Origin of the sequence: Paenalkalicoccus suaedae, assembly GCF_006965545.2 — a bacterium.
Taxonomy (GTDB): domain Bacteria; phylum Bacillota; class Bacilli; order Bacillales; family Salisediminibacteriaceae; genus Paenalkalicoccus; species Paenalkalicoccus suaedae.
Map to the genome: position 1 here is coordinate 362,095 of NZ_CP041372.2, position 13,839 is coordinate 375,933.

A 13,839-nucleotide genomic window follows, 5' to 3' on the forward strand; every position below is an offset into this window, starting at 1 on the left:
ACCTATCGCCTCATGCCTTAATAAAAAAGAAGGAGGTTGTGCAACTAATATACCGTAACCGAAGGCAACCCGAAGCGGCGTTTGCGTGACTACTAGTGGTAGCCCTTTCGCGCAGCGAAAATCCTTTCTGTCGGCCATTGGTTTGGCCGACAGAAATAGTTGAGCAAGCCCCCACAAGTAGTAGCAAACGCCGCGTAGGGGCGCCGAAGGTGGCCGCCTTTGATCTTAGTCTTTTGACCTACAGCGTTTCACCAACTCCAATTCCGCAATCCTCCCAACAGCCTCCCGCAGCCTTTCCTCATCTGCCAAAAGCCCAATCCGTACATAGCCCTCGCCATACTCGCCAAAGCCATTACCAGGAGCCACGACAATGTGCGCTTCTTTTAATAAGAAGTCCGCAAACGATTCGGAGCTGAATCCTTCTGGCACAGGAAGCCACACAAAGAAGGACCCTTTAGGAGCAACGGCTGAAAGTCCTGCCGCACGCAAACCTTCTATAAATACGTTGCGTCGGCTTTCATAGCGCGCAACAAGCTCTGTCACGTCACGCTGATCGGACAACAAAGCAGCGGCAGCTGCGTGTTGGATGGCGCCAAACAAGCTCACATACATGTGATCCTGCAACAAATTAATGCTCTCAATAACCGAGGCGTTACCTACGGCGAAGCCGACGCGCCAGCCTGCCATATTGTACGTTTTGGAGAGTGTGTACATCTCCACGCCAACATCTTTCGCACCTTCTGACTGTAAAAAGCTCGGTGGCTTCACGCCGTCAAAGCCGATCGCTCCATACGCGAGGTCGTGTACGACACAGATATTATTGTCAGCGGCAAAGGCTACTGTTTCGTCAAAAAAGGCATTGGTCGCCACACCAGCCGTTGGATTGTTTGGGTAGTTTAAAAACAACAGCTTCGCCTTATCGACCTCTTGTTGAGAAAACGAGTCGTAGTCAGGCAAAAAGTGATTCTCCGCTAATAGAGGGAACAGCGACGCGCGTGCCTCCGCTAGCGCAATTCCAGACGTGTAGTCTGGATAACCAGGATCGGGCAATAGCGCCACGTCGCCTGGATTTAAGAGACACTGGCTGATCTCGACAAGACCTGTTTTAGCGCCAAAAAGCACCGCAACTTCAGTCTCGGGATCGAGCGTCACATCGTACTCACGCTTATAAAACGTGGCGACAGCCTCTTTTAAAAACGTATGCCCACTAAATGGGGAGTACTGATGAAAGCTTGGATTTGTTGCAGCCTGCTGCAGCTCTTTGACGATAAAGGCAGGCGTTGGCAAATCAGGATTGCCTTGTCCGAGATTGATCACGTCGTGGCCTTCTGCAACGAGGTTTCTCACCTTGGCCGTGAGGCGCGCAAAGAATTGGTCTGGGAGACGCTTTAAGAGTGCGGATTGCTCAAAGTGTGTCATGGTTTTACCTCCAAAAAAGGGGCTTAGGACAAGAATGTCGTAAGCCCAACTCTCATTATTGAATTACTTAGATGCAACAAACGCTGGATCATCAAACTTGTGTGCGACCCAACCCTCTGGATCGATGAAGAGGCGAACAGCCACAACTTGGCGCTCGTCAGATAGCGTAAAGAAGTGAGGCGTATCAACGGGTACGCTGATTACGTCGCCTGGCTCTAGCTGGACATCAAAGTAGCCAGTGTCAGCGCCTTTGATCACGAAGCTACCAGATCCTGCAGTAATCGCGCGAACTTCGTCCTCGGTGTGCGTGTGGACCTGCTCAAATTTCTTCAAAAGTGTCTCCAGATCAGGCGTGTCTTCATTTAGCGCAATCACATCCCACTTTTTATAGCCACGACGGTCCGCTAAAGAGCGAATGTCCTCGTCAAATGTCTCTAAAATCTGAGCCTTTTCTTCGTCTCCAATCTTGCAGTTGCCTTGGAGCTCGGTTGGGAGCTTTGTTGGATCCCAATGCTCGTAAAGCACCTCCTGGCTTTCTAAAAACGCACGTACCTCATCCGTTCCTTTAATCGTTTCCTGCGTGTCGCGAATTACAATTGTCGCCATTGTGAATAGCCTCCTTTAAAATAGTTAGGTAAAGTCTCTCGCCTTAGCGGCGTAACAGCTCTCTTTTTACTTGATACGAAAATAAAAATTCGAATGCTTCTAAATGTTTTTTAGCTTCAAACGCATCCCGTCCCCATGCGGTAATACCGTGGTTGCGGATGAGGACGCCGTGGACGCCTGGTTCAATTCGCTCTGCGACTGCGTCTGCGAGCTTATCCAAATCGGCATGGTTCTCCACGATGGGCACCTTAAGCTCGCCGTCTTCCTCCCAAATCTGGAACGCCTTGATCAGCTCTTGATGTTTAAATGTAATCTCTCCTTCTTCAAAATAGAGGTCGGAGATTAGGTTGTTGTCTACGGTATGCACGTGAAGTGAGCAGCCTGCCTGTGTTTTTTCATAAATCTTTTGGTGGAGCACCGTCTCAGCCGACGGCTTTAGCGCGCCGGGCTCTACTGGTCTACTGTCTTTATCGACGAGTAAAAAGTCCTCCGGCGTTCGCTTGCGTTTATCCTTGCCACTTGCTGTGACGAGGAACGTGAGCGGGACCGCTGTCACTTTAATCGAGAGGTTTCCGCTTGTGCCGGGGAACCAGTCTCGTTCGGCGAGCTCATCCTTAACTGCCGCGAGCTCATCCCATCTTTGTGAAACATCAACAGCTGTTGTCATGACGTCACTCCTAACGTATTTAGTGCGTGAATAACCGTGCGAAAGTCAGCAAAACGTGTATAGGGTAGCCGAAGCTCCTTACATTTTTCTTCTAAAAAATCTCCGCATACAAAGACGTGATCCGCGAGCTTTGCCGCTTCAAGGTCCGTAATCGAATCTCCAATAACAATGCGGTAATAGTCGTTCTTTGGGTACGTGCGTAAGATAGACGGTTTGCAACAACCACAGTCGTTATCACACTGATCGTCGCAGGCGTGCGGCCACGTAATACGGATGGTATCTCCACTAAAATCGCTACCGTTACAGTAGATGTTGCCGTTCAACTCGTACGATTCAAGCATTGGCTGGACGAAAAAATCAATACCACCACTGACAATATGGAGCGGAATGTCTTCCTTGTTCGTGTGTGCCACGAAGTCTGCAAAGCCGTCTCGAATAGTTGATTGTTGAACAAACGAGATGATCTCCTGCTTTTTAGACGTATCAAGTAAATCAAACATACGACCAACGCCCTCTTTTATGGAGACACGCTGCGCTAAAATATCGTCCTTGATCGGCTCCCATTTTGGTGGAGCAAACTCCTTCATGATGGCAATAATGTTGTCCTTTGTTGTAATCGTGCCATCAAAGTCGCAAAAGATAATCGGTGTGCGTTCCGTCATAGTGGATGCCCCCACAGCTTAATGGCAGCTGCGAGCTCTGCCTTTTGAAGGGCTGCATCCTCAAGTGATGTATCATCTAACACCGCGTCGACCGCTTGGCGGAAGGCTGTTGCACCTGCGGCTGATCCGTCTGGGTGTCCGTGAATCCCACCGCCTGCGTTAATAACGGAAATTTCACCGAAGTCTCGGACTAGGTGAGGTACAAGTCCAGGATGGATGCCGGCTGACGGTACTGGATATGCGGCACGGTGGACGGTCGGTTCTGTTAGTGCGAGCGCGATCGCATCTGTTTCCTCCTTAGGCAGTGCGACGCTCCCATACGGTGATGGGAATAAGACGAGATCGGCGCCTGCGATGCGCAGGAGCTTGCCTAGTAGGACGCTGTTGGCGATGCCGTAGTCCGGCGACGCCGTGAGCGCTCCGGATACGGCTGGGTGCGCCATGATCGGAACGTTGATCTCAGGATCCTCGGCGAGTGCCTGAAGCGTATCCAGTCCATAAGCGAATACGTTAAACAGGAGGGCGGATGCGCCAAGCTTCACTGCCTTACGCGCTTTGTCTCGTAGCTCAAAGGTGCGTCCGCTCAGGTTAACGGCGTAAAGGACGCGTCGTCCCGTTTCTTGTTCGACTTTATCTAAGATGTGCTTCCCGCGTTTTACTCGTTCTTCGAAAGGCGTGAGGGGGTTATCAAATAGAATTTCATCGTCTTTTACTAAGTCCACGCCACCACGAGCCTGGGCGTCTAGTTGCGTTTCGAATTCATCAAGTCCTTTGCCGATCATGCCTTTAAAAATACTCATGACGAGCGGGCGATCGTGCACGCCGATCAGCTCGCGTATGCCATCAACGCCAAACTGTGGGCCTGGGAACTGCTTTGCTAGTGCGTCGTCAAAGGCAATGTCAACAAGCTTGATTTCTCCGTCTAGCGATAGTTTCCCAAAAATCGTTGTTAAAATCGCTGGGATGTCAGGCGTGAAATTGACCGCCGGATAGCGAATCGTGATGGTCGCTTTTGGCGTGCCGTCGTTTGTCGCGATCACCTCGCCCTTGTGTTTTTTGAGCTGCGCCTGCTCGAGCGCCGGCAAATCCGTCCACGATCCAACTGTGAGCCCGAGCGCGATGCCCTCCGCTTTTTTATGTAAGTCAAGCCCGCCTGGTACGAGATACGTTGCTGTCACAAAGCTCATGTCACATGCCCCACTTTCTTTTTGAGAAAATAAAAAACGTCCACTTCGCAAATGGAAGAGGACGTGTCGGTTTGTACTGACAGGTATCATGTCCTCTTATCTGCCACGCATCCTGCGCGAGAGAATTAGCACCTTGAATCAGTCAACGTCTGACCGAAACAGGTTGCCGGGTATCATAGGGATCGTCCCTCCACCTGCTCTACATAAGAGTTTGAAATTATTATGCAATTTTGAATCGTTGAAACAGATTATGACAGGGAAAGGAGGAGCTGTCAAATAGTTTTTTCAGATTGGGGAGGAGAGGGGACGTAGAGCCACGTTTAGTGGTTTCAGCTTTAGGTAGGCAGCTGCGTGTTTGGTAAGTCCGTATTTTTGGCATTCTGTGTTTGGTATCTTCGTTTTTGTGTTTGGTAACTCGCCGTTTTTGCGATTCCGTGTTTGGTAACTCCTATTTTGTGTTTGGTTTCTAAAATGATGTCTTCACTTCATAGACATTCCACCACTCAAGGACCTTACATTGCCCAACTGCCACTTTACGAAGACCCCACGAGGCGGGAGCACAGGGCAACTGGCGGTTTTGCACGCACTTATGGTAAGTGTGTTCATCTTCTCAGTGAATTTTGGCAAAGTGTGTTTATGTTCTCCAATAATGTGTTCAGCTTCTCCTCAAAATCAGCAATGTGCGTTCACGTTCTCCTAAAATGCGTCCAACTTCACTTCTACAATATGGAAAGTCATCCCCAACCAATTGACAAACTCTCCTTCAAATTTTCTTGCATTCAAGGTATTGACAAATGATCTACTCAGGATTTATGATTACTCCCAACGCAACACACAAAAAAATATTGCTCTTATCGAGAGTTGGCTGAGGGATTTGGCCCTATGACGCCCGGCAACCGGCCTTCCGCACATTTGCGGAAACCTCCTAGAAGGTGTGAGGTACGGTGCTACATCCAACAGGCTTATTTAAGTCTGAGAGATAAGAGACGGACCATGCATGCTTCCGCCTCTTTCTTATACAAGAAGGAGGCTTTTTTACGTGGACGTTCTCGGGGGAGCAGATGGAGGAGAAGAAAATATGTCAGCGAAAAACAAATGGTTACTAACGTCAGGATTAGCACTAGCCGCTCTACTAGCAGGGTGTGGGGAAAATGAACCAGCAACAGACGCTCAGGAAGGCGCAACGTCAAACGAGGCTTCGCTCGAAGGAGTGCCAGACCGATTCGCATCAGACGAAGACGTCACTGTCCGCGTGATTCGAAAGATTGGTGGGGATGATCACACCGCACAGTTTTTAGCGGGTGTACAGGAAGAAGGAGAGTCGCTTGGCTTTGATGTCGACGTATTTACCGCAAACGGGGATACAGCACGATTTCACGATGCAATCGATCAGGCAATTACAAGTCAGGTCGACGGCTTAATTCTTTCTCACGGAGACGATGCAGCAACGGTGGAGGCGGTTGAGCGAGCGCGAGAAGCAGGCATTGAGGTCGTCACGTTTGACTCGATCCCGGATCTTGCTGAAATCGATGGCGTCACACTGACATCACAGGACGATGAGGCGTTGGCGCAGCTGGCACTCGATCAGCTTGTTGAGGACTTTGACGGGGAAGCAAGCATTGCCTACCTATGGGTCGACGGCTTCCCGCCGATGGTGCGACGTAACGCTGTTTATGAAACTATTTTAGAAGAAAACCCAGAACTTGTTGAGGTAAGTCGCTTCGGTGTTGCAGCAGAGGACACGAGCGTGCAAACGCAAAACGCTGTAGCAGCGCTACTTAACCAATATCCAGAGGGTGAACTAGATGCGATCTTTGCGACGTGGGATGCGTTTGCGATTGGAGCCGCTCGCGCGATTGAGGAAGCGGGACGCTCCGACGTGAAGATCTATGGAATCGATGTTTCGAACGCAGACTTAGAGCTGATCCAGCAGGAAAATAGCGCGTGGGAGTATACCGCTGCGGTTGATCCAAAGCTAGTTGGAGCCGTGAATCTACGCTTACTTGCGAAAAAGCTTGCAGGAGAAGAAACGCCTGAGACGTACGATTTAGAAGCAACGCTCATCTCTCGAGAAGACTTAGCTGCATCAGACGAGCCAGTTAACATGGTGACACTTGCCGATGTTGTGGACGGCTGGGGAGAAACAGATGCGTTTCATGAAGACTGGATGACGACATTAAAAGACTATCATAAGTAATAGGGTGATGACGTGGAACTGTTGATGAAGGACATATCGCTCTCGTTTCCTGGCGTAAAGGCGTTGCAGGAGGCGACGTTTAAGGCGAAGGCAGGCGAGATACATGCATTAATCGGTGCAAATGGGGCGGGGAAGTCGACGATGATGAACGTGCTTGCCGGGGTGCATCAAAAGGACTCTGGCACGATCACGATTGCTGGTGAAAAGGTGGACACGGGCTCTCCCAAAAAGGCGCAACGCCAAGGGATTCAGCTCGTGCACCAAGAGGTCGATACGGCCTTATTCCCGGCGCTCACCGTAGCGGAAAACGTCTTATCCGGACAGCTCATTGCGCAAAAGCGATTGACTGTAGGATGGGGCTCTCTACACAAAAAGGCAAAGGAAGTACTGAGCGAGTTAAACGTCGCTATCCCAACCAAAAAGCTTGTACAGGATTTAACGCTTGCGGAGAAGCAAATGGTGCTGTTAGCGCGAGCAATTGCAACAGACTGTCGTATTCTCATTCTCGACGAGCCGACGGCGCCACTAAGTAATACAGAGACAGAAGCGCTGTTTCGCGTCGTAAAGGATCTTAAACAACGTGGTATGCTCATCATCTTCATTTCTCACCGACTCAAGGAATTACTCGATCACTGTGATGCTATTACGGTGATGCGTGACGGCAAGGATGTGCTTGAGCGCACGACCGTTGGCCTAACGACGGATGTGATCGTGGAAGCGATGCTTGGCAAAAAGCTGGAGGCGCAGTTTGCGGGCGCCTCTGCAAAGCGCCGTATCGGGCAAGAGCTACTCCGTACGCAGGATCTATCCGACGGCGGGCTTATAAAAAACGTTAGCATCACGCTCTCAGGAGGAGAGATCGTGGGTCTAGCAGGACTCGTTGGCGCAGGGAAAACGGAGCTATGTAAGGTGCTATTTGGCGCCAGCCGAGCAACCTCTGGCACGCTAACGATTCAAGGCAAGAAAGCGACACTAAACAGCCCGTATGATGCCGTTAAAAGAGGGCTTGCGCTTGTTCCAGAGGAGCGACGCAAGGAGGGCATTTTTGTAGATGAGACGGTGGCCTGTAACATCACCGCAACCAGTCTCTCAAGCTTTACGAGGCTAGCAAGCTTTTTAGCGCCAGCTCGTGAAAACAAAAAAGCAGGGGAAATCGTGCAGCAGCTCGGCATAAAAACAGCGAATATTCACACAAAAGTACGTACGTTAAGTGGTGGTAACCAGCAGAAAATCGCGATCGGAAAGTGGATGGTCGACGATGCGGATGTGTATATCTTTGACGAACCGACGAAGGGTGTCGACGTTGGAGCGAAGCAAGACATTTATGAGCTCATCACAGGCCTTGCGGAGAGGGGCAAAGCCGTTCTGTTTGCCTCCTGCGAGCTCCCAGAAGTGATTGGAATCGCTGATCGCATTTACGTCATGTACGACGGCACGATCACAAGGGAAGTCACATCAACAACAACGGAAGAAGAGCTTTTACAGCTCGCAACAGGAGGAGCCTAACATGTCTACAAAGGAAGCATCGGCTAAAGCCGGAGCAACAACATTCGATTTTGTCTCGTTTTTATATCGCTACGGCACCATCATTCTTATCGTCCTACTAGTCGCTCTATTCGCTAGTTTAAATCCCGCCTTTCTACAGCCGGCAAATCTGCTGTCGATCCTACGCTCGATTTCGATTGTGACACTGATCGCGGTCGGGATTACGATCAGCCTATCCGTCGGTGGCTTTGACCTTTCTGTAGGTTCAGTCGCGTCACTTGCGAACGCCGTCGTCATCAGTATGTTCGTCTGGTATTCCCAACCAACGCTGATCGCACTCGCAGTAGGTTTTGCTGTTGCGCTATGTGTTGGACTGTTTAACGCGTGGATGATTGTAAAGATTAGAATCCCAGACCTATTACTCACACTCGCTGTTATGTTTATTATTCAAGGAGTCGCGCTTACGTACACAAGGGGCGCCACGATTTCTCAAAATATGATTATGAGCGATGGGAGCTACGCAACAGGGCAAATTCCGGCATTCTTTAGCCAACTCGGACGACTGCCGTACATCATTATCATCATGGTCGTTGCGGTGATTGTCGTCCACATCTTTTTGACGTATACCAAGCACGGGCGCTACATGTATATGATCGGCGGGAATGAGGAGGCAGCGCGCCTTTCTGGTATCCCAGTCAATCGTTACAAAGTGCTTGCCTATAGTCTCAGCGCACTATTCGCGGCGCTCGGTGGGATTGTCCTTGCGTCACGCGTCATGACAGCAGAAATTAACGCAGGCGGTCCCTATTTAATGGACGCCGTCGCAGCCGCTTTTATCGGATTTGCTGTCCTTGGGGCAGGCAAGCCAAACGCCTTCGGAACCTTTGTAGGCGCCGTCTTAATCGGCATTTTAGCCAATGGACTGATTATGATGAATGTCCCGTATTACGCGATGGACATCGTCAAAGGCTCTGTATTAGCACTAGCCTTAGCAGTGACGTACTATAAACAAACGAATTAGGAGGAGAGAAACATGACGAATCACGTAACGTCCACCATCATGACAGAACAGGAAGCTATCGACTATGCGCGCGAAAAGCTCCATTACTTCGACGAAGCAGCGTCGCTTAGCTGTAAAGAAATCGGAGACGGCAACTTAAACTACGTCTTCCGTGTGATCGACGATAAAACGGGTCAATCCCTCATCATCAAGCAGGCAGGACCAGTTGCACGTATTTCAGACGAGTTCATCGTTTCTCCCGATCGCAATCGCATTGAAACGGATATCCTACGTTTGCAAGGGACGCTCGCGCCAGGCTACGTGCCAGAGGTCTATCACTATGATGCCGAAAAGAATTGCGTGGTCATGGAGGATTTATCCGACTATACGATTCTGCGTGCAGCGTTTTTAAAGCACGAAACGTACCCAAAGCTTGCCGAGCACCTGTCTACGTTTCTCGTCGAAACGCTCGTCTCCACATCAGATCTTGTGCTCAATCACAAGGAGAAAAAGGAGCTCGTTAAGTCGTTCACAAACCCCGAGCTATGCGAAATTACCGAAGATCTCGTATACACAGAGCCCTTCTACGCGCATCCACGTAACGATGTCTTTCTCGGCACGCGACATTTCGTCGAACGCGAAATTTGGGGAGATAAAATCCTTGCGCTTGAGACCGCGAAGCTCAAGTTCCAATTCTTAACGAATGCGCAGGCACTGTTGCACGGCGATCTACATACCGGATCGATCTTTGTCACACAAGACGCAACGAAAATCATCGACCCTGAGTTTGCCTTTTATGGACCAGCTGGCTACGACGTCGGCACCATTATCGCCAATCTGATTTTTGCCTACGTCAACGCCGAGCACACGAGTGAGGGACCGAGCGAACGCGAATCGTTCCAGGCGTATATTACGACTACCATCGAAACGCTCATCGACAGCTTTAAAACAAAGTTTATCCAAGCGTTCGAAGCAAAAGCAACCGAGCATGTCGCTCGTTACGACGGCTTCCTCGAGCACTATTTACAGAGCGTCCTAGAGGATGCGACAGCAGTAGCCGGACTTGAGCTGTGTCGCCGAATCATCGGCATCGCCAAAGTAGCCGACATCACAAGCATCGCCAACACCGAAGCGCGCACAAAGGCCGAAATCACCTGCCTCACGCTAGGCAAAGCCTTCATCCTAGATCGCGCCAAGTATCAAACCGGCACAGACATCACAAATGCCTTAAAAGGAGCCACCCATGTCACACATTGAATCCGTCCGACTCACGGATGAGCAGACGCTCGTCATTCTCGACCAAACACTGCTTCCGGGAGAAACCACATATAACACGCTACGCACAAAAGAAGATGTCTTTAACGCCATCGTCGCGTTGCAGGTACGAGGAGCACCCGCCATCGGGATCGCCGCCGCGTACGGAGCCTATGTGGAGCTCGCGCGCCACAGCTATGCATCAGTAGATGACTTAACACGCTATTTTTACGAGGTAAAAGCCTACCTCGCAGCCTCTCGTCCAACGGCCGTTAATCTTGTATGGGCATTAGAGAGACTGGAGCAAGTCGTCGTGCAGTCTTGGAGTTCCGTAGAGGAGCTTTTGCTCGCGCTTCGCGAAGAAGCAGAGGAAATCCGCCGCGAGGACGCCCGCGTTTGTGAAGCGATCGGTCGTCATGCGTTAGCGCTTTTGCCACATGATGCGGGGATCTTAACCCACTGTAACGCTGGCGGCATTGCCACGGCTAAATACGGGACGGCGCTTGCGCCGTTGTTCCTCGGAAAGGAAGCGGGCTATTCGTTCCGCGTTTATGCCGACGAAACACGTCCGCTTTTACAGGGCGCACGTTTGACGGCGTGGGAGTTGCAGCAAGCAGACATTGATGTCACGCTTATTTGCGACAACATGTCGTCGATCGTCATGCAACAAGGGAAAGTAGACGCTATTTTAGTCGGCTGCGATCGTGTTGCGGCAAACGGAGATACCGCTAATAAAATCGGTACATCAGGCCTCGCCATTATTGCGAAGCACTACGGCATCCCATTTTACGTGTGCGCGCCAACGTCCACGATCGACGTTGCTTGCTTAACAGGAGCGGAAATTGAAATCGAAGAGCGCAACGGCGCTGAAATTACGGACACGTGGTACGAGAAGCCAATGGCACCAGCAGGTGTAAAGACGTATAACCCCGCCTTTGATGTTACGGACCACAGCTTGATTACAGCGATCATCACGGAGAATGGCGTGCTGTATCCAGACGAGAACGGACAGTTTGAAGTAAGGCAGCATGTAGAGGTATAGGGTAGGGTAAGGAAGCTCGGACTAAGTCCGAGCTTCTTTTTGTGGTGCTGTTTTACTTAGTTTATGGTGCTGGTTTATGGGGTGGTGCCAAAATGGAGGAGGGTTGTGCTGAATGGAGGTGGCGTGGTGACAAAATGAGCAGAGTCCGTGCCGAAAAGCGGACAGTTTGTGCTAAATTCAGAGGTAGTTGTGCAAATAAGTAAATAATATGGAAAAAATCAGTATTGAGAATGGTTACATACAATGTGAACCAAGACCAGCGGAGCGGAGAAGTTGAACACATTATATGAGAACGTGAACGCACTTTCCTGAATTCGATGAGAAGTTGAGCACATTATATGAGAACGTGAACACACTTTGTCAAAATCAACGAGAAGTTAAACACACTTACCGAAAGTCACTGCTAAAAACCGAAAACCGCCAGTTGCCCTGTGCTACCACCACGTGGGGTCTTGGTAGAATGGCAGTTGGGCATCTATAGCGTCCTTATGTCGTGCACTGTCTATGTGAGCAACACTTAATAATAGAAGTTGAACGCACTATAGCAAAACCACCGATAAAGGTAAATAGCTCCGTTAAAAGTAGCCGTTTTGAAGAGTAAGGTTATGAACATCTATGTCCCCGCATACATTCAATTAAGTAGACGAGCTCACGAAACGACCAGAGAAGTAGCTGCTTACTCACGGTAGTGTGTAGAACGGAGGGGACATGATGTTTCGTAGTAGGAATATGCCGATCAAAATCATAACGATTATCCTATCATCTCTCATTTTTAGCCTGTCACTTGCGTTACTCGGGCGATCAGGGACAGCATCACCTGCTGATATCTCCCTAATTACTTCGTTTTCTTATGCACTTGTTCCAAGCTTTCTTCTATACACTATTTTTGGTGGAATGCTCACACCAGTAGTAGATAGGTTTATTTATAAACGATTTCGCCACAGCCTTAAATATATCATCATCAGCTCCATCCTTTTATATTTGGCACTTGGACTTTTGACGAACATCTTTTTGTCGATACTTTCTGCAAGCATGTTCTTCTTCGCGTCAGGGATCTTTATATGCATAGCTGCCGCACTCTTATTTTTAATCGTGCAAACGGTGATCGGCTGGATCTTCCTAAACATGCGCACGAATCGCAAAGCTCCTAGCTAAGGGGCTTTTTTTCATGGACAGAAAATCTAGTCTACACTAAAAAGAACTCTGTATTCCCAAAGGAATTAGGAGGAGATACTAGTAGACTAGTGGAATAGAATATAAAGACTTTTAAAGAGAAGGGGTATAAATATGACGGACTTTACATCGTTTCTAGAAAAAATAGATAACGAAGATCACCGAGAAAAAACGGCGGAGGTTCTAGATTGGGTAAAAAGTACTTACCCGCAGTTGGAGACGGAAATTAAGTGGAACCAACCAATGTTTACGGACCATGGTACGTTTATTATCGGATTTAGTGTGTCGAAAAAACACTTGGCCGTGGCACCTGAGAGCGTGACAATGACTCACGTCGAGGAGGATATTGTGAAGGCAGGTTATGACTATACGAAAGAGTTAGTAAGAATTCCATGGAAAGGCGAGGTAGACTATGAGCTATTGGCAAAAATGATCGACTTTAATATATGGGATAAGGCTAACTGCGAGACGTTTTGGAGGAAGTAAGACAGAAGTCATAATTGCGAATTTGAAGAGAAGGCAGACGTGTTATACGAAGCTGCATACGTGTCTTGCCAACAATCACGAGAAGCTAAACAAACTTAGAATGAAGCGGTAGTCTTTTCTACCAGTTGGGTTGCTACGATAGCTGACGAAAGAGGTGTCCCCCTTGTTTGTATCAAGAAGCATACCAGTTAAACTTATTACGATAATCCTCTCGTCTATCCTACTGATTGTAATTGCAGTCTCGGTTGGCAACTGGATGTCGCCAACGCCTAACACGAGTGTATATTCGGTCTTCGCATTCGCCTTCCCGATCATTTTCTTTCTCTATGTTATCTTCGGAGGTGCTATCACACCATTTCTTGACCGATTTATCTATGTTAAATGTCGGCACAATAGCAAGCTAGTCATTGTAAGCTCCATGATCCTTTACCTTGGTCTAGGGATTTTCGCAAGTATCCTATATACGCTCATTCTCGAGCCGGGATTCAGATTGCCAGGGTTAGGTTTATTGATCATCAGCCTAGCTGCCGCGACTGTATTTTTAGTAATCCAAACGCTGATCGGCGCTCTCTATCTTTCGTTCCGCTCTAAGCGTAAAGCTCCTGCCTAATTGTAGCACCATAAATCAACCATGCAGTCACCTTTAAGGAGTGATCCCTAT

At 49.1% G+C, this 13,839-nt stretch carries 13 protein-coding genes and 2 riboswitches; of the genes, 8 read left to right on the top strand and 5 right to left on the bottom strand.

Translation table 11 applies throughout. The features are described 5' to 3' along the window. Nucleotides 1-225: 225 nt before the first annotated feature. The 5 genes from FLK61_RS02260 to FLK61_RS02280 all read right to left on the bottom strand — a co-directional run bounded on the left by FLK61_RS02260 (nt 226) and on the right by FLK61_RS02280 (nt 4,541). Entirely contained in the window at nt 226-1,419 is a 1,194-nt protein-coding gene (locus FLK61_RS02260; RefSeq protein WP_176007922.1) for a pyridoxal phosphate-dependent aminotransferase, read from the bottom strand. A 63-nt stretch (nt 1,420-1,482) separates the two neighbouring features. Beyond that, nucleotides 1,483-2,025, bottom strand: a complete 543-nt coding sequence (locus FLK61_RS02265; RefSeq protein ID WP_176007923.1) for an AraC family ligand binding domain-containing protein — start codon at nt 2,023-2,025, stop codon at nt 1,483-1,485. Between the two features lie 43 nt (nt 2,026-2,068). Continuing rightward, the gene (locus FLK61_RS02270; RefSeq protein ID WP_176007924.1) at nt 2,069-2,692 is read right to left on the bottom strand and encodes a methylthioribulose 1-phosphate dehydratase; all 624 of its coding nucleotides are present in this window, start codon (nt 2,690-2,692) and stop codon (nt 2,069-2,071) included. Then, entirely contained in the window at nt 2,689-3,354 is a 666-nt protein-coding gene (locus FLK61_RS02275) for a 2-hydroxy-3-keto-5-methylthiopentenyl-1-phosphate phosphatase (protein ID WP_176007925.1), read from the bottom strand. Before FLK61_RS02275 ends, FLK61_RS02270 begins: the two co-directional genes overlap by 4 nt. Beyond that, complete coding sequence (locus FLK61_RS02280; protein ID WP_176007926.1) at nt 3,351-4,541, bottom strand: 2,3-diketo-5-methylthiopentyl-1-phosphate enolase; 1,191 nt, start codon at nt 4,539-4,541, stop codon at nt 3,351-3,353. The genes FLK61_RS02275 and FLK61_RS02280 overlap by 4 nt, the downstream gene beginning before the upstream one ends. A 93-nt stretch (nt 4,542-4,634) precedes the next feature. After that, nucleotides 4,635-4,751, bottom strand: a riboswitch (SAM riboswitch). 638 nt (nt 4,752-5,389) lie between these two features. Continuing rightward, nucleotides 5,390-5,527: riboswitch (SAM riboswitch) on the top strand. 92 nt (nt 5,528-5,619) lie between these two features. On the opposite strand from FLK61_RS02280, the gene FLK61_RS02285 reads away from it, so the two are divergent. The 8 genes from FLK61_RS02285 (at nt 5,620) to FLK61_RS02320 (ending at nt 13,788) form a co-directional block, all read left to right on the top strand. Beyond that, complete coding sequence (locus FLK61_RS02285) at nt 5,620-6,738, top strand: sugar ABC transporter substrate-binding protein (RefSeq protein WP_176011103.1); 1,119 nt, start codon at nt 5,620-5,622, stop codon at nt 6,736-6,738. 24 nt (nt 6,739-6,762) lie between these two features. Then, complete coding sequence (locus tag FLK61_RS02290) at nt 6,763-8,244, top strand: sugar ABC transporter ATP-binding protein (RefSeq protein WP_176007927.1); 1,482 nt, start codon at nt 6,763-6,765, stop codon at nt 8,242-8,244. Nucleotide 8,245: 1 nt separating this feature from the next. Then, nucleotides 8,246-9,244, top strand: coding sequence for an ABC transporter permease (locus tag FLK61_RS02295; protein ID WP_176007928.1), 999 nt, complete (start codon nt 8,246-8,248; stop codon nt 9,242-9,244). Nucleotides 9,245-9,256: 12 nt separating this feature from the next. Beyond that, nucleotides 9,257-10,480, top strand: a complete 1,224-nt coding sequence (mtnK, locus tag FLK61_RS02300; protein WP_217706303.1) for an S-methyl-5-thioribose kinase — start codon at nt 9,257-9,259, stop codon at nt 10,478-10,480. Continuing rightward, nucleotides 10,467-11,519, top strand: coding sequence for an S-methyl-5-thioribose-1-phosphate isomerase (mtnA, locus tag FLK61_RS02305; RefSeq protein ID WP_176007929.1), 1,053 nt, complete (start codon nt 10,467-10,469; stop codon nt 11,517-11,519). Before mtnK ends, mtnA begins: the two co-directional genes overlap by 14 nt. Before the next feature lie 708 nt (nt 11,520-12,227). After that, the gene (locus tag FLK61_RS02310) at nt 12,228-12,674 is read left to right on the top strand and encodes a hypothetical protein (protein ID WP_176007930.1); all 447 of its coding nucleotides are present in this window, start codon (nt 12,228-12,230) and stop codon (nt 12,672-12,674) included. 132 nt (nt 12,675-12,806) lie between these two features. Then, the gene (locus tag FLK61_RS02315; protein WP_176007931.1) at nt 12,807-13,178 is read left to right on the top strand and encodes an iron chaperone; all 372 of its coding nucleotides are present in this window, start codon (nt 12,807-12,809) and stop codon (nt 13,176-13,178) included. Between the two features lie 163 nt (nt 13,179-13,341). Further along, nucleotides 13,342-13,788 carry a hypothetical protein gene (locus FLK61_RS02320; protein ID WP_176007932.1) on the top strand — a complete coding sequence of 149 codons (447 nt, stop codon included), beginning with the start codon at nt 13,342-13,344 and terminating at the stop codon, nt 13,786-13,788. The last annotated feature ends 51 nt before the right edge of the window (nt 13,789-13,839 follow it).